Annotated in this window: 17 protein-coding genes; 14 read left to right on the top strand and 3 right to left on the bottom strand. The window is 60.4% G+C overall.

Annotation, left to right across the window (positions count from 1 at the left end):
• Nucleotides 1-79 precede the first annotated feature (79 nt).
• From leuC to ilvB, 5 genes are read left to right on the top strand one after another with little or no spacing between them, the layout of a single operon-like run.
• The gene (leuC, locus tag BLW03_RS15345) at nucleotides 80-1,552 is read left to right on the top strand and encodes a 3-isopropylmalate dehydratase large subunit (RefSeq protein WP_074654879.1); all 1,473 of its coding nucleotides are present in this window, start codon (nucleotides 80-82) and stop codon (nucleotides 1,550-1,552) included.
• On the top strand, nucleotides 1,552-2,184 hold the full coding sequence (leuD, locus tag BLW03_RS15340) for a 3-isopropylmalate dehydratase small subunit (protein WP_074654877.1): 633 nt from the start codon (nucleotides 1,552-1,554) through the stop codon (nucleotides 2,182-2,184). The genes leuC and leuD overlap by 1 nt, the downstream gene beginning before the upstream one ends.
• A 16-nt stretch (nucleotides 2,185-2,200) precedes the next feature.
• The gene (ilvD, locus tag BLW03_RS15335) at nucleotides 2,201-3,898 is read left to right on the top strand and encodes a dihydroxy-acid dehydratase (RefSeq protein ID WP_074654876.1); all 1,698 of its coding nucleotides are present in this window, start codon (nucleotides 2,201-2,203) and stop codon (nucleotides 3,896-3,898) included.
• Nucleotides 3,895-4,470: a hypothetical protein gene (locus tag BLW03_RS15330; RefSeq protein WP_074654875.1), complete on the top strand. Its 576-nt coding sequence runs from the start codon at nucleotides 3,895-3,897 to the stop codon at nucleotides 4,468-4,470. The genes ilvD and BLW03_RS15330 overlap by 4 nt, the downstream gene beginning before the upstream one ends.
• Entirely contained in the window at nucleotides 4,467-6,239 is a 1,773-nt protein-coding gene (gene ilvB / locus BLW03_RS15325) for a biosynthetic-type acetolactate synthase large subunit (protein WP_074654874.1), read from the top strand. The genes BLW03_RS15330 and ilvB overlap by 4 nt, the downstream gene beginning before the upstream one ends.
• 9 nt (nucleotides 6,240-6,248) lie before the next feature.
• Here the strand turns inward: ilvB and BLW03_RS15320 are convergent, their stop codons facing one another.
• Nucleotides 6,249-6,698: a transposase gene (locus BLW03_RS15320; protein ID WP_244502113.1), complete on the bottom strand. Its 450-nt coding sequence runs from the start codon at nucleotides 6,696-6,698 to the stop codon at nucleotides 6,249-6,251.
• Between the two features lie 74 nt (nucleotides 6,699-6,772).
• Here BLW03_RS15320 and ilvN point away from each other — a divergent pair, with 74 nt between their 5' ends.
• From ilvN to BLW03_RS15295, 5 genes are all read left to right on the top strand, one after another.
• Entirely contained in the window at nucleotides 6,773-7,399 is a 627-nt protein-coding gene (gene ilvN, locus BLW03_RS15315) for an acetolactate synthase small subunit (protein ID WP_074654872.1), read from the top strand.
• Between the two features lie 86 nt (nucleotides 7,400-7,485).
• Nucleotides 7,486-8,508 carry a ketol-acid reductoisomerase gene (gene ilvC, locus BLW03_RS15310; protein WP_074654870.1) on the top strand — a complete coding sequence of 341 codons (1,023 nt, stop codon included), beginning with the start codon at nucleotides 7,486-7,488 and terminating at the stop codon, nucleotides 8,506-8,508.
• An 89-nt stretch (nucleotides 8,509-8,597) separates the two neighbouring features.
• On the top strand, nucleotides 8,598-9,617 hold the full coding sequence (locus BLW03_RS15305) for a zinc-dependent alcohol dehydrogenase family protein (RefSeq protein ID WP_074654868.1): 1,020 nt from the start codon (nucleotides 8,598-8,600) through the stop codon (nucleotides 9,615-9,617).
• Between the two features lie 19 nt (nucleotides 9,618-9,636).
• Nucleotides 9,637-10,098, top strand: coding sequence for a DUF4174 domain-containing protein (locus tag BLW03_RS15300; RefSeq protein ID WP_074654866.1), 462 nt, complete (start codon nucleotides 9,637-9,639; stop codon nucleotides 10,096-10,098).
• A 116-nt stretch (nucleotides 10,099-10,214) separates the two neighbouring features.
• The gene (locus BLW03_RS15295) at nucleotides 10,215-11,723 is read left to right on the top strand and encodes a sensor histidine kinase (protein WP_074654864.1); all 1,509 of its coding nucleotides are present in this window, start codon (nucleotides 10,215-10,217) and stop codon (nucleotides 11,721-11,723) included.
• Between the two features lie 30 nt (nucleotides 11,724-11,753).
• On the opposite strand, the gene BLW03_RS15290 is transcribed toward BLW03_RS15295, so the two are convergent.
• Nucleotides 11,754-13,973 (bottom strand): transcriptional regulator, encoded by a 2,220-nt coding sequence (locus BLW03_RS15290; RefSeq protein WP_280138048.1) that lies wholly within the window; start codon nucleotides 13,971-13,973, stop codon nucleotides 11,754-11,756.
• Nucleotides 13,974-14,435: 462 nt separating this feature from the next.
• Between BLW03_RS15290 and BLW03_RS15285 the strand changes: the two genes are divergently transcribed.
• Nucleotides 14,436-15,716: a hypothetical protein gene (locus tag BLW03_RS15285; RefSeq protein WP_170835051.1), complete on the top strand. Its 1,281-nt coding sequence runs from the start codon at nucleotides 14,436-14,438 to the stop codon at nucleotides 15,714-15,716.
• A gap of 117 nt (nucleotides 15,717-15,833) precedes the next feature.
• Here BLW03_RS15285 and BLW03_RS15280 read toward each other — a convergent pair whose 3' ends face one another.
• On the bottom strand, nucleotides 15,834-16,862 hold the full coding sequence (locus BLW03_RS15280) for a c-type cytochrome (protein ID WP_170835050.1): 1,029 nt from the start codon (nucleotides 16,860-16,862) through the stop codon (nucleotides 15,834-15,836).
• A gap of 203 nt (nucleotides 16,863-17,065) precedes the next feature.
• Here BLW03_RS15280 and BLW03_RS15275 point away from each other — a divergent pair, with 203 nt between their 5' ends.
• From BLW03_RS15275 to BLW03_RS15265, 3 genes are all read left to right on the top strand, one after another.
• Nucleotides 17,066-18,199, top strand: a complete 1,134-nt coding sequence (locus BLW03_RS15275; RefSeq protein ID WP_244502112.1) for an efflux RND transporter periplasmic adaptor subunit — start codon at nucleotides 17,066-17,068, stop codon at nucleotides 18,197-18,199.
• Nucleotides 18,200-18,314: 115 nt separating this feature from the next.
• A complete protein-coding gene (locus tag BLW03_RS15270; protein WP_074654859.1) occupies nucleotides 18,315-21,539 on the top strand; it encodes an efflux RND transporter permease subunit in 3,225 nt (1,074 codons plus the stop codon).
• A gap of 129 nt (nucleotides 21,540-21,668) precedes the next feature.
• Nucleotides 21,669-21,962, top strand: a complete 294-nt coding sequence (locus BLW03_RS15265; RefSeq protein ID WP_074654858.1) for a DUF503 domain-containing protein — start codon at nucleotides 21,669-21,671, stop codon at nucleotides 21,960-21,962.
• Nucleotides 21,963-21,964 lie beyond the last annotated feature (2 nt).

Genomic DNA, 21,964 nt, shown 5'->3' with positions numbered 1-21,964 from the left:
CGAATCGTAAGGGTGCGGTCTTGGCCGTGCCGTGTAGCACCAAGAGAAGGAAGGGAGCTTCCGCTCCTGAGGATCACCAATGTCGACACCGAAAACGCTCTTCGAAAAAGTTTGGCAGCAACATCTGGTGGCAGAGCCCGCGGGTGAACCGCCCTTGCTCTACATCGATCTGCAGCTGGTCCATGAAGTCACGTCGCCGCAGGCCTTTGAGGGTCTGCGCCTGGCAGGCCGCAAGCTGCGCCGTCCTGACCGCCACATCGCCACCGTCGATCACAATGTGCCGACCACCAGTGTTCAGGATCGCCTGCATATCGTCGACCAGATCGCGTCGAAGCAGGTACAGGCGCTGCGCAACAACTGTGCCGAGTTCGGCATCGAGTTCTTCGACGTGCAGGATGCGTCCCAGGGCATCGTGCACATGATTGGACCCGAGCTTGGAGCAACGAAGCCGGGCATGACAATCGTCTGCGGCGACTCACACACCTCTACCCACGGCGCCTTCGGCTCACTCGCCTTCGGCATCGGAACCAGCGAAGTCGAGCACGTCATGGCGACGCAGACACTGCCGCAGCCAAAGCCGAAGACCTTCCGTATCAACGTGGAGGGAGAGCTCCCCTTCGGCGTCACGGCGAAGGACATCATCCTCGACATCATTGGCCGCATTGGCACCGACGGAGCGACCGGTTACGCCGTGGAGTACGCAGGCTCTGCGATACGCGCGCTGAGCATGGAAGGCCGGATGACGGTCTGCAACATGAGCATTGAAGCAGGTGCACGCGCCGGCATGATCGCTCCCGATGAGACGACCTTCGCCTACCTGAAGGGTCGGCGCTTCTCTCCGCAGGGTGCAGCGTGGGATGAGGCCGTCGCGCACTGGAAGACGCTGCCCACCGATGAGGGCGCAACCTTCGATCGCGAGATGCACATCGATGCTGCAACACTTGCGCCAGCGGTCACGTGGGGCACATCGCCAGGCATGCACGCGACCATTGACGGTAATGTTCCGACGCTGGAAGATGCTCCGTCGGAAGCGGACAAGAAAAGCTACGCGAAGGCCTATGAGTACATGGACCTGAAGCCTGGCATGCCAATGGATCAGATCAAGATCGACACCGTCTTCCTGGGTTCCTGCACCAATGGCCGCATCGAAGATCTGCGCGCGGCCGCGGCAGTGGTGAAGGGTCATCACATCGCAACGAAGATTCGTGCGATGGTTGTCCCCGGCTCGCAGCAGGTCAAGCGCCAGGCCGAAGAAGAGGGTCTGGACATCATCTTTAAGACCGCGGGCTTCGAATGGCGTGAGCCCGGCTGCTCCATGTGCCTCGGCATGAACCCGGACATTCTTCAACCGGGCGAACGTTGCGCTTCTACATCGAACCGCAACTTCGAAGGCCGTCAGGGCCGCGGCGGACGCACGCATCTTGTGTCGCCCGAGATGGCCGCGGCCGCAGCCATTGCCGGCCACTTCACCGATATCCGCAAGTGGAAGAGCACGCCGCTCGACAACACCTTCGATACGAATCAGGTCCTCGCAGAAGGAGGTTCGCGCTAATGGTTCCCATCAACGAACTCAAGTCAAAGGCCATGCCGCTGCCGCTGCCGAACATCGACACGGATCAGATCATCCCGAAGCAGTTCCTGAAGCGCATTGAGCGCACAGGTTACGAAGACTTCCTGTTCTACGACTGGCGTTACAACCTGGACGTAGCGGACTCCGTAACGCCGAACATGGACTTCGTGCTGAACAAGCCGGAGTACCAGGGCGCGAAGATCCTGATCGCCGAGAAGAACTTCGGCTGCGGCTCGTCGCGCGAGCATGCTGCGTGGGCCATCAACCAGTTTGGTTTCCTCGCAGTGATTGCACCGACGTTCGCGGACATCTTCTATTCGAACGCGGGCAAGAATGGCATCATCCTGGTGCGCCTGGACGACGAGCAGGTGAAGACGCTGATGGACCGGTCCACAAAGAACCCGGACCACATCATCACCATCAATCTCGAGCACCAGACCGTCACCGATGACGAGGGTTTCCACGCACGCTTCGAGATCGATCCGTTCCGCAAGTTCTGCCTATTGAATGGCTATGACGACATCGGCCTGACACTGCGACATGTGGCCGATCTCGACAACTTTGAATCGAAGCACGACAACGAATTCTGGTCTGCGCCGAAGACGGCTGCATAGCAAGGAAAGAGATCAAGTGAGCAACGAATTACTCCCAGGCAAGCGTCAGTCCGCAGTTCTCACCGAAGGCCCGTCCCGCGCAGCTGCGCGCAGCTATCTGCGTGGCGTCGGCTTCTCCAAGGAAGACCTGCACAAGCCCATCATCGGCATTGCGAATACGTGGACCGAAATTGGTCCTTGTAACTTCCATCTGCGCAAGGTGGCCGAGGCTGTGAAGCAGGGCGTGCGTGAAGCCGGCGGCACACCGATGGAGTTCAACACCGTCACCATCTCGGACGGCATCACGATGGGCACCGAGGGCATGAAGGCTTCGCTGATCTCGCGTGAGGTCATTGCGGACTCCATCGAGCTGGTCGCGCGTGGCAACAGCTTTGACGGCATCGTCTGCATTGCAGGCTGCGACAAGAACATGCCTGCTGCCGTGATGGCGCTGGCGCGTCTCGATATCCCGGGCATGATGCTCTACGGCGGCTCCATCGCACCGGGCCAGCTTGCACAGGCGGACGGCACGCATAAGGACATCACGATCCTCAACGTCTTCGAAGCCATCGGCTCGCACGCTGCGGGCAAAATTAACGATGACGAGCTTGAGGCCGTGGAAGCTGCGGCATGCCCCGGTCCCGGCGCATGCGGTGGTCAGTTCACGGCGAACACCATGGCGATGGCAGGCGAGTTCCTGGGCATCAGCCCGATGGACATCACCGGCGTACTCGCCATGTCGCCGCAGAAGGCATCCGCCTCGCGCGAGGCGGGCCGCATGGTGATGGACCTGGTGCGCAAGAACATCAAGCCATCGCAGATCCTCACACGTCAGTCCATTGAGAACGCGATCACTGCAGTTTGCGCATCGGGTGGATCGACCAATGCGGTGCTGCACTTGATCGCCATTGCGCATGAGCTGAACATTCCGCTCACCATGGATGACTTCGACCAGATCAGCGAGCGCACCCCCTTCATCTGCGACCTTTCGCCGGGCGGCAAGTACGTCGCGAAGGATTATCAGGATGCAGGTGGATCGCGCGTGCTGGCAACGCGCCTGATCGAGCGCGGACAGTTGCATGACTCCATGACGGTGAGCGGCAAGACGCTGCACGAAGAGGCGAAAGTCGCGCACGAGACTCCGGGACAGCCCGTCATCCGCACCTGGGATAACGCTCTAAAGCAGACCGGGGGCCTTGTCATCCTGAAGGGCAATCTGGCGCCTGAAGGTTGCGTCGTGAAGGTTGCGGGACACGAGCGTGTTCTGCACACGGGCACGGCGCGTGTCTTCGATTCGGAAGACCTCTGCTTCCACGCGGTTGAAGCGGGCCAGATCAATCCAGGCGATGTCTGCGTGATTCGCTATGAAGGTCCAAAAGGCGGTCCCGGCATGCGCGAGATGCTCGCTGTTACGGCAGCGATCAAGGGTATTCCTGAGTTGAGTGACTCCGTTGCCCTGTTGACCGATGGACGTTTCAGCGGCGCGACGCGCGGCCTGATGGCGGGTCATGTGGCACCGGAAGCGCAGGAAGGTGGTCCCATCGCCTTCGTGCATGAGGGCGACCAGATCACCTTCGACATCAACAAGCGCGAACTGCGCGTCAATATCAGCGACGAAGAACTTGAGGCTCGCAAGAAGAACTTCAAGGCACCGGAGCCACGGTACAAGCGCGGCGTCTTCGGTAAGTATGCCAACACCGTAAGCAGCGCCAGCTTCGGCGCGGTGACCTCGTGATCGAAGCTCTCAAGTCGATCCTCAAGCAGGCGGCACACGCGCGCCAGCATGAGGACCCCGCGGCAGAAGCTGACCGCCTCATGCTGGAGCAGGCTGCGCTTGCTGCCAAGGCGGATGAGATCACGGCTCGCGCGGAGGAGTTGATGACCGCCGCGCAGGCCAGGCGGGACCGCGGCGATCGCATCGGCGCGGCCATTGTCTACGCCGAAGCGATCACGTTGCTGCGCGCGAACAATAGCACCACGCGACAACTGGCGTATGCTCTGCGCCACGCCGCTGATGTGCGCAGCCGGTTAAAGGAATACGCCGTCGCAGCGTCGCATATTGAAGAAGCGATCCGGCTTTATCGGGCGCTGGTGGCGAGCGAAGAAGCAACAACACTGGACCTGGCGAACGCGTTGCGCGTGGCCGCACTGAACGCCGAGCGCGAGGCGCATTCAGCTTGGCGGGAAGCGCGCAGTCTCTATAAGGAGAACGACATTAGCGCTGGAACCGATGAGTGCGAGAAACATCTGGAATGCCTGAAGCACCACAACGAAGTAAGCAAAGACCTGCAGGAGCCCGCGGCATGAGCGATACGACCAAACAAACGCAAGGTGCACCCACGTTGACCGGCGCAGAGATTCTCTGGGCCACACTCGCAGGCGAAGGCGTGACGACGGTCTTCGGCTACCCCGGCGGAGCAATCCTTCCCATCTACGACGCGCTGCGCAAGTTCCCCAGCATCCACCATGTACTCACGCGACATGAGCAGGGCGCGTCGCACATGGCCGACGGCTATGCGCGGGCCAGCGGAAGGGTCGGCGTGTGCATGGCGACCAGCGGTCCCGGCGCGACGAACCTTGTGACGGGCCTCGCAACGGCGATGCTCGACAGCATCCCGATGGTTGCGATCACGGGCCAGGTTGCGAGCAAGGTCCTTGGCACCGATGCATTCCAGGAAGTCGACATCACCGGCATCACACTTCCCATCACGAAGCACAATTTCGTCGTGACGAAGGCAGAGGACATTGCGCCGACGGTGCGTGAGGCTTTCCAGATTGCGCGCAGTGGCCGGCCCGGCCCCGTGCTCGTCGACATTACAAAGGACGCGCAACAGGCAAGCTGCATTTTCGACTTCGACATGTCGAAGCCACGCGCTTACCGTCCGCACCCCATGCTGCACGCGCATGCGGGCGACATGCAGCTTGCCCTGGATCTGATTCAGCAATCACGCAAGCCAATCATCTTCGCAGGCCACGGCATCATTCACTCGGAAGCCGAGCAGGAGGTTCTGCGCTTTGCGGAGCGCCACGGCATTCCTGTTGCGACAACACTGCTCGGACTTGGATCCTTCCCTGCCTCGCATCCGCTGGCACTGGGCATGATGGGCATGCACGGTGAGTCGTGGGTGAACCACGCCATCCAGAATGCCGATCTGATCCTCGCCTTCGGCATGCGCTTTGACGACCGTGTGACCGGCAACCTGGCGCACTATGCGCCGAATGCGAAGAAGATCCACATAGAGATTGATCCCAGCGAGATCAACAAGAATGTGAAGGTCGATGTCGCTCTGATCGGCGATCTGAAGCAGGTGCTGACGCAGATCGAGTCGGCCACAGAGATCGCATCTCTCGATCGCACGCAGACGGCTCCGTGGCGTGATGAGATCCGCGCCCTGAAGGGTGACGCCAGCGTCCGCGACATCATCAACCTGCCCGACAACGGCCATCTCTACGCCGCACATGTGATCCACGACATCTGGCAAGAGGCGAAGGCCGCAGGCCGTCTCTCGCAGACGGTCATTGCAACGGACGTGGGCCAGCACCAGATGTGGGAGGCGCAATACTTCAAGCACGAGGACACGCGGACGCTCATCACCAGCGGCGGCCTTGGCACCATGGGCTTTGCTTTGCCCGCGGCCATTGGCGCGAAGATGGCTTGTCCGGAGAAGGACGTGTGGGTGATCGCCGGTGACGGTGGTTTCCAGATGACTGCATCGGAACTCTCCACCATCCAGCAGGAGGGCCTGCACATCAACATCGCCGTCATCAACAACGGCTTCCTCGGCATGGTGCGTCAGTGGCAGGAGGCGTTCTATGACAAGAACTACGCCTCGTCGCCGATTCTGTCGCCGAACTTCGTCATGCTGGCCGCAGCGCACGGCATCGACGGCGCCAGCGTCAGCGAACGTGCCGACGTGGTTCCGACTGTCACCAGGGCCCGGACGAATGAGGGCTCATTCCTCATCAACTTTGCCGTAGAAAAAGAAGATGGTGTTTACCCGATGATCGCGCCCGGTTCTGCCCTGCACGAGATGGTGCGCCGTCCAAATCCGCTGCTCGAAACGAGCGAGGAGTAAAACTTGCGCTTACTTCCACACGAATCGGTCATCGAAGCCGGCGTCGTACTTGGCGTACATGGCTCGCATCTCCTGCTGGAAGGTGCGGGTGCAGTGAAGGATGCCTTGTGTATGGATGTATTGCGCCAGCGCGTTGCGGTCCGCGGGGCTTACGGAGAAGACGCTGAAGCCCTTCTGCCAGCGGAAGCCTTCGTGCTTGGCCCCCTGGCGAATGATCCAGCGCGTGGCCGCGGTCTTCAGACGATCAACGAGCTTCGCGACCGTCATCTTGCGCGAGAGATAGACGGCGACGTGGACATGATCTGCCGTACCGCCAATGGCGATCAGGATGTTTTCGGTCGTGCCAATCTCTTCAGACATGCGGGCGAAGGCCTCCGAGCGCAGGTCGTCCATGAGGGTTGGGCGCTGGTTCTTTGTGCTGAAGATCACGTGCAGCACCACATGGTCCATCACTTGCATGGTGCGGCGAGTATAGATCGCGCAGCGATGTTCGCTGCACATAACTGTTCCGCATGGCGAAAGGCTGCCTAAGTATGCTCCACACGTTTATTGCACTCGTTGACAACCGGCCCGGCGTGCTGACGCGCGTGGCGTCGTTGTTCCGTCGGCTCAACATCAACATCGTTTCACTGACCGTCGGCGAGACGGAGCGCGAAGAGTGTTCACGCATGACCATCGTCTGCGATGCACCGGAGACCGCTGCGTTTCGCGTGCGTGCATCGCTCTTCAAGCTGGAGATTATTCGCGAAGTCGATGAAGTCGGCCGCAGCGAAGCCGTGGTTCGGGAGCTTTGCCTGATCAAGGTGGCAACCGGACCCAGCGTGCCACATGGCCTGCAGTCGCGCTCGCAGATCTTCGAACTGGCGCAGGTCTTCCGCGCGCGTGTCGTGGACCTGGCGCCGGACTCCGTCATGCTTGAAATGACAGGCTCCGCCTCCAAGATCGAAGGCCTCATCCAAGTGCTGCGCGAGAGCGCGTACGAGATCTTGGAGGTGAGCCGCACCGGTCGCATGGCAATGCGTCGCGGCGCACACAGCGGCAAGGTGATGAAGGCGCTCGGCAGCAAGGCGCACCAGACCGTCTTCAGCGACAACCACGATCCTGATGCGCTGGACCCGATGGATGCGCTGCCGAACACGTTCGCGGAGCACGACGCTTAGCTTCAATCGCACTGCCCCGCGGCACCGCGGCGGCAAAGACAGCTTAGACTTTTAGAGACAACCAAAAAAGGAAAGAAAGCAGACCAATGGCAAAGACTTATCACGATCAGGACGCAGACCTTTCACTCATCCAGGCGAAGAAGGTCGCCATCATCGGCTACGGCTCGCAGGGACATGCGCATGCGTTGAACCTGAAGGATTCGGGCGTTGAGGTAAAGGTGGGTCTGCGCGCAGGCTCCAAGGGCGCCGAGAAGGCGAAGGCCGCGGGCCTGGAAGTCCTCTCCGTTGCGGATGCTGCGCAGTGGGCTGACACCATCATGGTCCTCGTTCCCGACCAGACGGCAGCTGCTGTCTACAAGGAGATCGAGCCGGGCCTGACCAAGGGCAAGACCCTGATGTTCGCGCACGGATTCAACATCCGCTTCCGCACCATCACGCCCCCTGCTGACGTTGATGTCTCGCTGGTTGCACCCAAGTCACCGGGCCACCGCGTTCGCGAAGTCTTTACCGAGGGTGGTGGTGTTCCCGGCCTCGTGGCCGTCGAGCAGGACGCGACCGGCAATGCTCTTGCCAACGCACTGAGCTATGCCAAGGGCATCGGCTGCACCCGCGCCGGCGTGCTTGAGACGACCTTCACGGAAGAGACTGAGACCGATCTGTTCGGCGAGCAGGCTGTCCTTTGCGGCGGCACCGCTGCACTGGTAAAGGCTGGCTTCGAAGTGCTGACGGAGGCTGGCTACCAGCCCGAGCTCGCATACTTCGAAGTGCTGCACGAGCTGAAGCTGATCGTCGACCTGATGTACCGTGGCGGCCTGGAATACATGCGCTATTCCATCAGCGACACGGCAGAGTGGGGCGACTACGTTGCCGGCCCGCGCATCGTGACGCCTGCGGTGAAGGACGCCATGAAGGCCCTGCTGAAGGACATTCAGGACGGCAGCTTCGCCAAGCGCTTCATCGAAGACCAGAACAGCGGCCGCAAGGAGTTCACCAAGTTCCGCGAGCAGGATCGCGAGCACCCGATCGAGAAGGTCGGCGCAGAGCTTCGCGCAGCCATGCCCTTCCTGGATCCGGTCAAGGTCGAGAACGGCACCGTCGTCAAGGCGTAATCGGCTTCCCGATTCGCAACATAGGGCCTCGCTTCGGCGAGGCCCTATGTTGTTGCTACGTCCAGGCTCGCGGGCGCATCGAATAGTGCATGCAAGCGAAAGCGCTTCGACTCTCCGGCGATACTGGCATCGATGCCCTCACATTTGATACCTACGACGTTCCCGTCCCCGGCCCGCAAGAGGTACTGGTGCGGATGCGTGCAGTGTCACTGAACCAGCGCGATCTGATGATTGCGGAGGGACGCTATGGCGCGACTCTGGAGGAGCCGCGCATCCTGGGTTCGGACGGTGCAGGCGATGTGGTCGCGGTTGGCAACGACGTTACGGCCTTCAAGCCGGGCGACCGGGTTGTAGCAGGCTTCTTTCGCGACTGGATCGATGGAGAACTTACGTTCGACGCCTCCGGCACTGCCCTGGGTGGCGGTATCGATGGCACGCTGACCACAAACATGCTGATGCCGGAGCACGCGCTCGTCCGCATCCCGGAAGCGCTGACATATGAAGACGCTGCGACGCTTCCCTGCGCTGCCGTCACGGCATGGCATGCGCTGGCAAGCACCGATGCCATCGGGCCGGACGATACCGTCCTTCTGCTGGGCACAGGCGGCGTCAGCGTTGTGGCGCTGCAGATTGCGAAGATGCGCGGCGCGAAGACCATCATCACCAGCAGCTCGGATGAGAAGCTGACACGCGCCAAGGCGTTGGGCGCGGACGAGACCATCAACTACAAGACCACGCCGGACTGGGACAAGCGCGTCCGCGAACTGACAGGTAAGCGCGGCGTGACCCATGTGGTGGAAACCGGCGGTGGAGCGACGCTTGCCCAATCTCTGGGCTCATGCGCCATGCACGCGCAGGTCAGCATCATCGGCCTGATCAGCGGCGTAGAGGCGACGATTGATCTGCGGCAGATTCTGGGCCGCTGCGTTCGCGTTCAGGGCATCTACGTTGGCTCCATCGCGATGCTGCGCGAGGTTGCAGAAGCGATGGCTGCCGCGGGCGAGCATGCCGTCATTGACGAGACCTTCTCATTTGCAGACGCGAAGGATGCGTTCCGTTCTTTGAAGGCAGCGGAACACTTCGGCAAGATTGTGATTACGTTTCCGTAGCGCCTGCATCCAAGAGGTCATGAAAACATCCGCGTCTGCCCTGCTGGTGGGTGCAACTGTTGTTGCTGCAACCGCACAACAGGCACCCCAGGACCTGTTGACGGCATTGCACCACCTTGCGCGGCCAGTTCTGATCTTCGCCGGTGCAGGAGACGTACGCGCTACGGAACAGTACGCGGCCCTGCTGAAGCATGCGGATGCCAGTCACGATCGGCAGGTCCACGTGATTCTGGTCACGGCGTCGCCGATCGCTCACGTCGAGGGTGGCGAGGATCCGGCTACTTCCGTCGCAACACCTGCGGAACAGGAGGCGCTGCGGAAACGTTTTCATGTGAAGCCGGACGCGTTCTCCGTGATTCTGGTGGGTAAGGATGGCGGCGAAAAGATGCGGTCGGACAAACCCATTCCGTGGGAGACTTTGGCCTCCACAATAGACGCCATGCCTATGCGCCAGACGGAGATACGCGCAAAAGCTCGATGACGGAACTTGCTGTCCGATGTATGCGTATTACCGTCCAACCTTCAATTCTTCCTGCTTACTCTTCCGAGGGGTGTTCCAAGGCAGGGCATCCGCTACCATTGCGCTAGGAGTGGACCATGGGATCAGCAGTGATCACCAACCCGGCCGACGACGCCCTTCTGGGCGATGACTACCTGTATGCGCAGCTCGCCCCCGAGCGGCCCACCGATCCATCTGACATCGTGGCTGCCCTGCGCCGTATCAAGACACTGGATCCGCTAAGCCAGGAAGAGATCGAGTGGCTGGCCAGAAATGGCACCGAGCGCATGGCGCACGACGGAACGCTGGTCTTCCATGGCGGTTCGCCCGTGCACCACATGACGATCCTGCTGCGCGGCGAGATTCATGTGCGGCGTAATACCGGCCCGGTCTCGTTCTTTATCGGGCGCAGCGGCCTGGTGACCGGTAAGCTGCCCTTCAGCAGGATGAAGACCTTCGGCGGCGACGGCTATGCCGTCGGCGAGCTGTGGACACTGGACTTCGATGAGAGCACTTTCCCGACACTGCTGGCCGCCGTTCCCGCGTTGACCCAGATCATCGTGTCCACGCTGCTGGATCGTACTCGCGAAGTCACGCGCATGGAGCAGCAGGCTGAAAAGCTGAACGCGCTCGGCAAGCTGGCCGCCAATCTTTCCCACGAATTGAACAACCCCGCCAGCGCTGCACGCAGCGCGGCCAACAATCTTTGGACAGAGCTGCGCCACTACGGCGATCAGAAGTTCAAGCTCGGCTCATTGTGTTTTACTGCGGAAACGAAGCAGGCCTATGGCGAGTGGATCCAATCGGTGCGCGACCTGCTGCAGCCGAACGGCCGCCCCTGGAGAGCTGATGCCCTCGAGATCTCCTCGCGCGAAGACATGCTGATGCAGTGGCTGAAGCAAAAAGGCGTCGAAGACGGCTGGCGGATTGCACCGGTGCTTGCCGAGACCCAAATCGATCTGCCCCAGTTGGAACGCCTGGCAACCGTAATCCAGGGTGAAGCGTTGGCCGTGTCGCTGGGTGCCTTCGCCAGTGCGCTGCAGGCCGAACGCATGACCGATGCAGTAATCGACAGCACACGCCGCATCTTCGAACTCATCACGGCCATCAAGGATTACTCGTACATGGACCAGGCGCCGATCCAGGAGATTGACCTGGGGCAGGCGCTCGATAACACCATGACCATGCTGAATTCGCGGCTGGGCTCAGTCGAAGTTCGCCGTGAATACGCGGCCGATCTGCCGCTGATCTCAGGCTACGGCGGCGAGCTGAACCAGGTATGGACTGCCCTGCTGGAAAACGCACTGGATGCCATGGCACTGTGCGCGGACAAGCAGAAGTCCGTGTTGACGCTGCGCACCTGCCTTTCCGGTGCGACAGTACTGGTGGAGGTCTGTGACAACGGCCCCGGAATCCCGGAGGAGATCCGTTCACGGATCTTCGAGCCGTTCTTCACGACGAAAGCCGTGGGACAGGCACTGGGTCTCGGTCTGGATACTGCGAACCGGCTGGTGACGAAACACAAGGGGCAGTTGAGCGTTCTCAGCAAACCCGGCGAAACCTGCATCCAGGTGCGCCTGCCTATCGAACAGACCGGCGCTTACTAAGCGCTCTGATGGCGCCCGCTTTGCAGATCATCAATGATCCAGAGCGGGCAAGCCATTGAGCTTATTCGATTCCGCCAAAGCCTGCTTCAGTACCGGTAACTCAGGATCGGCGTTTTTCCATAACGCCAGGAGGTTGTGGAAGGCCTCCTTCGCTCTCACGGTGTTGCCCGTCATCGCGTAACCGCGTGCCATTCCCAGGTAGGACAAGGCATAGTACTGTCCCCAATTCGGATGGATCCAGGTGGCGCCCCAACTGGCCCCCTTATGATCAGCGATCTTCTGAAATTCGGCGGCTGCTTCCCTCCCCCGCTGCATCCTCAGATACGCCAGCCCTCGCACGTAGACCGCGTCCGGGTAGGCGCGTTCATAGGGCGTCGCAGATGCCATAAGTTCGACGCCTCTGTCGGGTTGATTGCGGAAGATCGCGTTCAGGGCTTCAACCTCAGGCCGACTGACCGCGTTCCATAGGGTCGCGTTTGGCGACGTCTTTGAGGTCTCCGCGACGAGCTTCTCCGCGCGTGCTGTCTCACCACACATCGCCAGTGCAACCCCGGGGCGTCCGAGCGAATGAGCCGTCTCGCATCGGCCAGACAACGCATCTGCCCGCGCGTCCGCTTCCAGAAACTCGTCCGACACATAGCGAAATCCCTGGTGAAGGGCTGCTTCCGCGGCATGCAGATACTGCTTATGCGACTCGCTTCGCCGACCCTGGACGTTCAGATTGGCCGCCTGCAGTCCGAGGCTTAGGTACTCCTCCCGCTTGCCGGAAAACCACCGAATCTCCCGGGCGATGCCCTGATCATCCTTCTCCGCGAAGGCAAGCTCCAGGTAGCGCTGGTGGATGCGTGGGCCATCAAGCCCGCGCTTCCGAACTTCGTCCGCTACCTTATGCGCTTGAGAAAAACGATCCAGGCATAGATAGGCATCCAGCAGACGGCGGTAAGGAGGCTCCACATCGGGTTGCAGTCGGATCGACTCCTCGGCCTCTCGCAGACCTTCTTCAAACTGGCCAAGGTCGATGTAAGTAAGGCTTAGCTGCAGGTGGAAACCCCACCTGCCCGGGTACGTGCGGATCGCCTGTTGGTATGCGTCGATCTCCTTCTCCAGTTCCCCGGTGGATCGGTAGTAGTACGCCGTGATCTCGATCCTCTCCGGCTCGGACACGTGATCAACCCTGCGAAAGGCCTGGTTCGCATACAAGACGCATCGCTCCAAATCGCCGGCTTGCTCATAAGCGATCGCCAGGTAGTAGGATGCCATCGCAAAATTCGGGTCGATTGCGAGGGCGCGATCAAGCATGGGTACAGCGGAGAGGAAATGACCGCGGTTCATGACAGCCAGGCCGGCGGAGTAGTTCTGGAGAGCATTCAGAGAAGCCGTGGTTGCCTGCTCCAACGGCTGGTTCAATTGCTCGAGCGACTTCCGCGATTCACCCAGCTTGCGGCGCAGTGAGCTGGTTGCGCTACTCAATGCATTCAGCACATGGTCTTTATCCGCAGCCTGGATCTGCTCGCGGGCAAGCGTCGAACCGTCGCGGCAGGTGATCGCGCGAAGGTTCAGTACATAACTCTTACCGAGGCTGGAAATCGCGCCTTCAATGGTGGCAGCAGCACCTGCACGGACGCAAACATCACGGGCCACCTGGTTGCTGATACGGGAATCCGGCGGTAGATTCATCAGGCGCTGCTCCCGCTGTACCTGCGCGTCGTCCATGATCCTCAGGTAGGGCGATTGCTCCAGTTGAATCGCCAGCCCCTGGCGCAGGGTGCCATCGAAGACCGCATCCCCCGTTGAATTCCCAAAATCAGCCAACACTACGGTGTCCTTTTCCGTGAGGACAAAGGAGCGACGTGATAGCTGCCGGAAGCTGAAAACAGCGACAACAGAAAGCAGAAACAATCCGGCCGTGATCCATCCCCACGGCCAGGATCTTCTGGATTGGCCTTTCTCTGTAAGATCGCCCGGGGCGACGAGGTCTGCCTCCTCCGTACGCGCAAACCGCACATCTTCCGCGAAGCGATAGCCGCGGCCCGGTACGGTGATGATGTATTGGTGGTCCTGCGCACTTCCACCCATTGCCTTGCGCAGCAGAAAAACGTTCCGGCTTAGATTGTTCTCTTCGACGAACGTGTCCGGCCATACGGCCTGCAGCAGTTCTTCTTTTGTGACCAGTTCCTTGTTGCGGCGTACCAGCACAAGAAGTACCTGCAACGCCTTGGGAGTAAGTGGAACGGCTTCGTTGTCGCGCAGCAGGACTTCCTTTTCCGGATCGAGGGAGAAAGGGCCGAACTCGTAACGATCTCGAGTTTTCTGATCTTCACTCGGGGTCAGTTGGAACCCCCTTCGCGTTTCGAAAGTAAGTACCGGGAATAGGAAGGTTGAGGGGCTGACACCTGGCCAATCCCTGGTGCCCTTACGAATGCAACCTTAGCGGGGTCTGGAAACTGTCGGATTATGACTGTCAGGACCGCGATGTTAGCACGATGCCTTGCTGATGAATGTTTCCTCTACTTCTAAACTCGGACATTAAACCGCTTTTTCCAGTGCTTGCGAGGATGCGAGAAATGATCAGAAACAATCACGGCTCTTAAAAAGACCTTTCGTGCGCCGTGCGGTGAGGCTTTGATCCAGATCCACAAGGTCGCGATGGCAAGCGACTTCGTGGACGACAGGGATGACAGCAATCAACGCAACGCAAACAAAGGAGAAGCCATGAAATTCAAAGTTCTGTCACAGTGCACAAGCGGATCTCGCACGAACATCCGAGGCCAGTGGTATGTTCAACTGCCCGTAGGGGCGATCACATGCCTTGCCGTGGTGCTCACAGGATGCGGACAGGTCGCGCCCGCATCGAGCACCAACACCACAACCCCGACAACGACAACCCCAAGTGTCACGACGACACACTATACGATTCAGGACCTCGGTGTAGTGGGAACACCGAACCAGCCGGGACAACCTTTTGTCATCTCGACCGATGGTTGGGTGAGCGGCGGGAGTGCGGTGGGCACGGCGCTGCACGCGGTCCTCTCGTATGGCCAGCAGGCCTTCGATATCGGGGCACCTGGGATGGGCGGCAGCAGTATCGCCTTCGGCGTCAACAATGGCGCATTTGCGGTTGGTGAGGCGGAGAGCACGTCCGGAAGCCTCACCACGAAAGAAGACTTTTGCGGCTATCAGGCCATGGGATACTCGAAAACTCCAACGCCCTGCGTTCCCTTTCTCTGGTCTCAGGGTAAGATGACGGCACTGAAGACGCTGGGCGGCGCGAACGGCGTTGCAAACCAGATCAACAGCGCCAACGTCATCGCCGGATATGCGGAAAACACGTCGATCGATCCAGCGTGTCCGGCCCCGCAGACCTATCAGTTCAAGCCTGTGGTCTGGTCGGCCGGGAATGTTCAGGAACTTCCGACCGGGAGTGATCCAAATGGCCTGGCATTCTCTATCAACGAGGCCGGGCAGGTCGTCGGAGGTTCGGGCACCTGTGCGCCCTTCAACTACAACTGGCTCTTCCATCTCGCGCCCGCGCACGCCCTGCTCTGGAAAGACGGCGTCGCCACGGACCTTGGCAACCTGGGAGGGGCGCTCAACAACATGGCTCACGGCATCAACGCCTCCGGCCAGGTGGTCGGCGGCTCCGGTCTCGCAGGCGATCAGACCTCGCATGCGTTCCTGTGGACGGCAGCGGCGAAGATGCAGGACCTGGGTACGGTCAACGACGCTGTCAACAACGATGTCTACAGCTATGCCATTGGCATCAACGATGCGGGAGACATCGTCGGAATTTCCGCAAATGCGGACTTCACGATCCTAAGGGGCTTTGTGCGACAAAACGGCAAGCTCGTCGACCTCAACAGTCTCGTCTCTGGAAAAACCCCGTTGCATCTGCTGACGGCGTGCTCCATCAACTCGCTGGGGGAGATCATCGGACTCGCCATTGATCCCAGCACTGGCGCCACGCACGCCTATCTGGCCTCGCCAACTGCATAACATCGCTGGCGAAGGAATCAACTTAGCCTGCTTGGCCAAATCCACCCCGGGAATGGCGTTGGTGGCCGGATAGCTAGGATCCGGCCATTTTTCTGTCTGTCTTTCGGGCGCCAGCCGCTACGGTTGCAGCGATGCCAGGTAGCCGGTGATCGCGACCATGTCCGCTGTCGTGAGCTTCGCGACGGAAGCCTTCATCATCGCCGCGCCCGCTCCGTTCCGGTTGCCGCGCTGGAAGTCGATCAACTGCCGCGTCATCTGGCTGGGGGAACGTCCCGCGATGGGCGGCGCGACGGTAGTTCCCTTCAGATTTGCTCCGTGGCATTGGGTGCACGCCGGGGCGGCGGCGCTGGCCGTCCTAACCAGGTGTCTGCCGCGCATGAGACTTCCCTTTGGGACATATGCGATAAAGCCGGAGTGGGGATTGCGCAATTCAGTCTGTTCGAAGTCCTCAGAGACCTCTATGACCCGATTACCAATCGGCTCCATCTTCTTCGGATCGGTGACGACGAGCATCAGGTTGTCGACCTCTGTCAGTGGCACCCGGTCGGTTTCAACCACACGGATCCATTTCGTCAACTTCAGGCCGGCAAAGTATGCGGCTGCCGACTTCGCCTCTTCCGGCGTGATGTTCTTACTCAGACGAATCATCCATGCGACCGAAGCCATGCGCGGATCGGAGCTCTTGCGAGCACCGGCCTTAAAGTCTTCCATCTGCTCCAGAATGTAGCGCTCGCTCAGGCCTGCGACACTCGCATTCTCCGGTCGGCCGAGGCCGTTGGGCAGATGGCAGTGGCCGCACGAGGGAACATCGGGTTTGCGACCATCGGCGACCGACGCCGGCATGGGTGCGTGCTCCTGAGGGAACCAGTCCGGAACCGTGAACAGGTCGGGGATCTGCCTGCCGGTGTAAGTCGCTGCGCTACCGGGGACGTGCCTTGGCTCATCCTTCGCGGGTTGGGACGCAGTCCCACCGGCATTGCGCAGGGCTGGCGAGATAGTTGGATAGGCCCACGCTGGCAACGCGTCCGCCGGTATGTACTGCATCTCTAAAGTGGGAGCAGCCTGTGCGAGGGATTGGTGTGGGGCAGCAGGCAGCGACGCCGTCACGGAGAGCATTAGAACGGCGAGGACCGGCTTGCGTTTCACAGGGAGCATTCTTCCACACATGGACAACCATGACTGCGTTGCGGCAGGCTGCGGTGTGACGCACAAGCGGAATTGCGTATTTTGTCGCATCCTTACGCATCTCTTACACATCTTGCATGTGCAGCTCAATTAAGGACTTCCTACCTCTCCGGACGCATCCCCCAGTGCGCCATTCTCTCCAGACACCGAACAGGAGTTTGCAAGTGTTCCGAACGATTCGATTTCCCGAAGTTGCCGCTGATCTGCGCCCCGAAACGCCTTGCGCAAAGCGCGCTTTGACTGCCGCAGCCGGAGCCTTGCTAGTGCTGCTGGTGGCCGGCTGCACCAAGGCCGCGCCCGCCGCCCCGGCGGCTCCCCAGGCGATGCCGGTGGCGACGATGCCGGTTTCGCTCGGCGACGTACCGCAACGCGACAGCTACGTTGCCACCATTAAGAGCCGCCGAACCACCACGCTGCAGCCGCAGGTCGATGGCCGGATCACACGCATCCTCGTGCGCAGCGGACAGGCGGTAAAGGCAGGCGATCTGCTGATGCAGATCGATCCGTTGAAACAGCAGGCCGCAGTCAACCAGGGTGTTGCAACAGAGTTTCAGCAGAAGGCTCAGTTGCAGTACAACCAGGCTGACCTGGCGCGGCAGAAAGCTCTGTTCGAAGCAGGCGTGATCTCGAAGCAGGCGTACGAGCAATCCACGCAGGGCTTCGGCACGTCCACCGGCGCCTACAACGCCGCTGTTGCCTCCACAGCAACGCAGCGCGAGCAGCTGGCGTACTACCAGATCCGTGCTCCTTTCGCCGGCATCGTGGGTGATGTGCCGGTGCACCAGGGCGACTACGTCTCGGCGACCACCGTGCTCACGACGGTCGATGAAGACCGCGATCTGGAGGCCTACATTTACGTCCCGACCGAGCGCTCCTCGCTCGTGCACGCTGGTCTGCCCGTAGAGCTTCTCGACACCGCGGGCAACACGCTGACGAAGACAAAGCTGAACTTCGTCTCGCCGCAGGTTGACAACGGCACGCAGAGCATACTTGCGAAGGCACCGGTCTCCGCCGCCGGCAACTTGCGTAACCAGCAGATCGTGAACGCGCGGATCACGTGGGATAGCAAGCCCGGTGCGACCGTGCCGATCCTTGCCGTTACGCGTATCGGTGGCGCGGCTTTTGTCTATTTGGCAACGGCGAGCAGCAACGGCTTCACAGCACACCTCACCTCGGTGACGTTGGGTGACCCCGTGGGCAACAGCTACCCCGTCCTGACAGGATTGAAACCGGGCGACCGTGTCATCGTCTCCGGTGTGCAGATGCTGCAGGAAGGCGCGCCCGTCAAGCCGCTCTAAAACTCTTTACTTCGTAGATAAGGGACGCTACAGCGAGCTCTGCATTGCCTCCCGTTGCTCTTGAAACCGTCGCGTATCCCTTCGGAGCGCGGCGCAGCTTTACAGGAAAGAAACCATGGTTGAGTTCTTCATCCGCCGGCCCATCTTTGCGACCGTGTGCGCCCTGCTGATCGTGCTGGCAGGCGCCGTGTCCATCCCGTCGATCCCCATCTCGCTCTATCCACAGCTTGCGCCACCGCAGGTGATCGTCTCCTGTAACTACGTCGGCGCGAACTCGCAGACGGTAGAGTCTGCCGTGACCTTCCCGCTCGAGACGGCAATCAACGGCGTCGAAGGCATGCGGTACATGAGCTCGACCAGCTCGAACGACGGTACCTCCTCGATCACGGTGACCTTCCAGACGGGTTATGACCTGTCGATCGCTGCGGTCGACGTACAGAACCGCGTGGCCACTGCCTCCGGCCGCCTGCCCGCTGTTGTGAACGCGACCGGCATCAGCATAACCAAGGCGAACAGCAACTTCGTCTTCGCTGCCGGTTTCCTTTCGCCCGACAAGAGCCTGTCGCAGGGCTTCATCTCCAACTACATCGACGTCTACGTGAAGGATGCGCTCAAGCGCGTCCCCGGCGTGGGTGACGTGGTGATCTTCGGCGAGCGAAAGTATGCCATGCGGATCTGGCTTGATCCAGCACGCCTGGCAGCACGCCAGTTGACCGCGCTGGACGTGACCAATGCGCTGGCAGAACAGAATGTGGAAGTGGCGGCAGGTCAGCTCGGCCAGCCACCCAATGACCCGAAGCAGCAGTACTCCATGGCGGTACGTGTTGTCGGTCGACTCTCAGAGCCCACGGAGTTCAACAACATCATCCTGAAGAACGGCACGGGCCTGAACGGCCTGGTGCTGCTAAAGGACGTTGGACACGCGGAGCTGGGCGCGGAAAACTACAACACCGATCTGCAGTTTAACTATGGCAATATCGGTGGCGCCGCCGTGGGGTTGGGCGTGCAACAGCTCTCCAATGCCAATGCGCTCGACGTGGATAAAAAATGCCGCGCTGTTCTTGAGGAGCTGCAGAAAAGCTTCCCGCCCGGGATGAAGGGCATCATCGCCGTCGACACCACGACCGTCATTGGCGACAGCATTCACGAAGTGGAACAGACCATCTTCGAGGCGATCATTATCGTCATCGCGGTCATCTTCCTCTTCCTGCAGGACTGGCGCTCGACGATCATTCCTGCGGTTACCATCCCTGTCTCGCTGATCGGCACCTTCGCCTTCATCAAGATCTTCGGCTTCTCCATCAACTCGCTCACCTTGTTCGGCATCACGCTGGCAACAGGACTTGTGGTGGATGATGCCATCGTCGTCATCGAAAACGTGCAGCGACACCTGGAAGAAGGCATCGGCGAAGCGCACGAAGCGGCGAGTATCGCCATGTCGGAAGTCACCTCTGCCGTCATCGCGACGTCGCTCGTGCTCATCAGCGTCTTCGTTCCAGTGAGCTTCTTCCCCGGAACGACGGGCATTCTGTACAAGCAGTTTTCCTTAACCATCGCGTTCTCGATTGCCATCTCCGCATTCAACGCACTGACGCTGTCTCCCGCGCTGGCCGCCATCCTTCTGCATCGTGACAAACAGTTGCTGCCGAAGTTCTTCGGCCCCGTTGGCCGGCTGTTTGAAAAGCCCGCTGGCTGGTTTGAGTTGGGCTTGAAGAGACTCATCGCCGCCTATGCGACCGCAGTGACATTTGTGGTCCGCTGGCGCTACGCGATGCTTGTGCTCTTCCTTATAGCGCTTGGCGCAACGGCCTACACCTACACGGCAGTACCCACGGCATTCCTGCCCCAGGAAGATCAGGGCTATGCGCTCGTCATCGTGCAAACGCCTCCGGGCGCTTCACTTGCTTACACGCAGGAATTCGCAGCACGCGGCACCGCCCTGATTCGCCAGAGCGACGATGTTGCCGCGACCTTCGCGGTCATGGGCTTCTCACTCTCAGGTGGATCGTCACCCAACTCCGGCATCATCTTCGTTCCGCTGAAGCCTGTAGACGAACGCACGAAGAAGGGGCCCGGCCACGACGCGCACAGCATTGTGACGTCGATCGGGCCAAAGCTCTTCGGCGTTCCCGGAGGCATTCTCTTCATGGCGGAACCGCCGGCGATTGCAGGCATCGGCACCGTCGGTGGCTTCCAGTTCATGCTGCAGGACAGTGGCCGTAATACTTTCGGTGACATTGATAAGGTGGCCCATCAACTGGTGGCCGAGGGCTATAACCCGCAGTCTGGCCTGACCGCGCTGAACACAACCTTCACGGCGAACGATCCCCAGGTCTTCGTCACAATCGACCGCGAGAAGGCAAAGGCGATCGGCGTTCCGCTGTCTCAGGTGACCTCTGCTCTGAACACTTACATGGGTTCGAGCTATGTGAATGACTTCAACTTCAACAACCGGTCGTACCGCGTCTACATCCAGGCGGATCAACAGTTCCGTCGCAACACGCATGACCTGCGCCAGTTCTATGTCCGTGCCGATTCGGGCGACATGGTCCCGCTGGATAACCTCGTTCGCATCGTCGAGACAAGCGGTCCGCAGGTCATCAGCCACTACAACATCTTCCGTTCCGCCGAGGTCGATGGATCGCAGGCAGCCGGCCTTTCGTCGGGCCAGGGTCTCGCGGCGATGGAGCGTGCCTTCAACCGGCACAAGCTGCAGGGCATGACCTTCCAATGGAGTGGTCTTGCTCTGGAAGAAGTTGAAGCCGGTGGCAAGGCGCTCATCATCTTCGCGCTTGGTCTGCTGGTGGTGTATCTCACACTCTCCGCGCAGTATGAGAGCTTTGCCCTGCCGTTCATCATCCTGCTTGCGGTGCCCATGGCCGTGCTGGGAGCGCTCGCGCTGGTAGCCGCCCGTGGGCTGGTGGATGACGTCTATGTGCAGATCGGTCTCGTCATGCTGATCGGCCTGTCCGCAAAGAACTCGATCCTGATCGTGGAGTTCGCGGAAGAGATCCGGCACAAGGGCAAGAGCATCATTGACTCCGCAATCGAAGCCGCCGAGCTTCGTCTGCGGCCCATCCTGATGACCAGTGTAGCCTTCATCCTGGGCGTGATGCCGCTGTACTTTGCGACGGGGGCAGGCGCGCTCGGACGACACTCCGTGGGCACGGCCATCGTTGGTGGCATGGTCCTGTCGACTGTGCTAAATCTGTTCTTCATCCCCGTGCTGTACGTCTTGCTGCAGACGCTGCTGACCCAGTTCGGCGGCAAGAAGGACAAGCGTATCTCCCAACCGCACGTCGCGCCGGACCATCTGCTGCCACCTCCGCACGAGGCATAAGCAGCCGTTGCCCTGCATGTAAAAAGAGCAGCGCCTAAGCGCTGCTCTTTTGCTTTGCCGCGGCACCTTCCTGCAGGCTTGTGCTCCGTGACAACAAGGCATAATGGACCGAGCATCAGAGGCAGCCTTATGCCCATCGCCACCCTCATCATCGAACTCGCCATCGAGCACGCGCAGTCCCTTAAGGATCGACGTCAGGTCGTGCGGTCTCTGAAGGACAAGCTGCGGCAGGGCTTCAATATCTCGGTTGCAGAGTTGGATGATGTCGCACTATGGAATCGCGCAACGCTTGGGGTCGCTGCGATTCATAGCTCACGCGACTATCTCGACGGTCAGTTGCGCGAGGTGGAGGACGCGGTCACACGACTGGGCGTAGGTCTGGGCGCGAGCGTTCTCGATACGCAGATCGAGATCATTGACTAAGA

Source organism: Terriglobus roseus, from assembly GCF_900105625.1.
GTDB lineage: Bacteria > Acidobacteriota > Terriglobia > Terriglobales > Acidobacteriaceae > Terriglobus > Terriglobus roseus_B.
Note: the sequence above shows the minus strand (reverse complement) of the source record. Positions and strands in the feature narration are given on the sequence as shown.

Coding starts and splice junctions, on each gene's coding strand:
- BLW03_RS15320 (WP_244502113.1), bottom strand. CDS start 6,698: ATGCAAGTGATGGACCATGTGGTGCTGCACGTGATCTTCAGCACAAAG.
- BLW03_RS15265 (WP_074654858.1), top strand. CDS start 21,669: ATGCCCATCGCCACCCTCATCATCGAACTCGCCATCGAGCACGCGCAG.
- leuC (WP_074654879.1), top strand. CDS start 80: ATGTCGACACCGAAAACGCTCTTCGAAAAAGTTTGGCAGCAACATCTG.
- BLW03_RS15305 (WP_074654868.1), top strand. CDS start 8,598: ATGCAAGCGAAAGCGCTTCGACTCTCCGGCGATACTGGCATCGATGCC.
- ilvN (WP_074654872.1), top strand. CDS start 6,773: ATGCTCCACACGTTTATTGCACTCGTTGACAACCGGCCCGGCGTGCTG.
- BLW03_RS15300 (WP_074654866.1), top strand. CDS start 9,637: ATGAAAACATCCGCGTCTGCCCTGCTGGTGGGTGCAACTGTTGTTGCT.
- BLW03_RS15295 (WP_074654864.1), top strand. CDS start 10,215: ATGGGATCAGCAGTGATCACCAACCCGGCCGACGACGCCCTTCTGGGC.
- ilvC (WP_074654870.1), top strand. CDS start 7,486: ATGGCAAAGACTTATCACGATCAGGACGCAGACCTTTCACTCATCCAG.
- ilvB (WP_074654874.1), top strand. CDS start 4,467: ATGAGCGATACGACCAAACAAACGCAAGGTGCACCCACGTTGACCGGC.
- leuD (WP_074654877.1), top strand. CDS start 1,552: ATGGTTCCCATCAACGAACTCAAGTCAAAGGCCATGCCGCTGCCGCTG.
- BLW03_RS15285 (WP_170835051.1), top strand. CDS start 14,436: ATGAAATTCAAAGTTCTGTCACAGTGCACAAGCGGATCTCGCACGAAC.
- BLW03_RS15270 (WP_074654859.1), top strand. CDS start 18,315: ATGGTTGAGTTCTTCATCCGCCGGCCCATCTTTGCGACCGTGTGCGCC.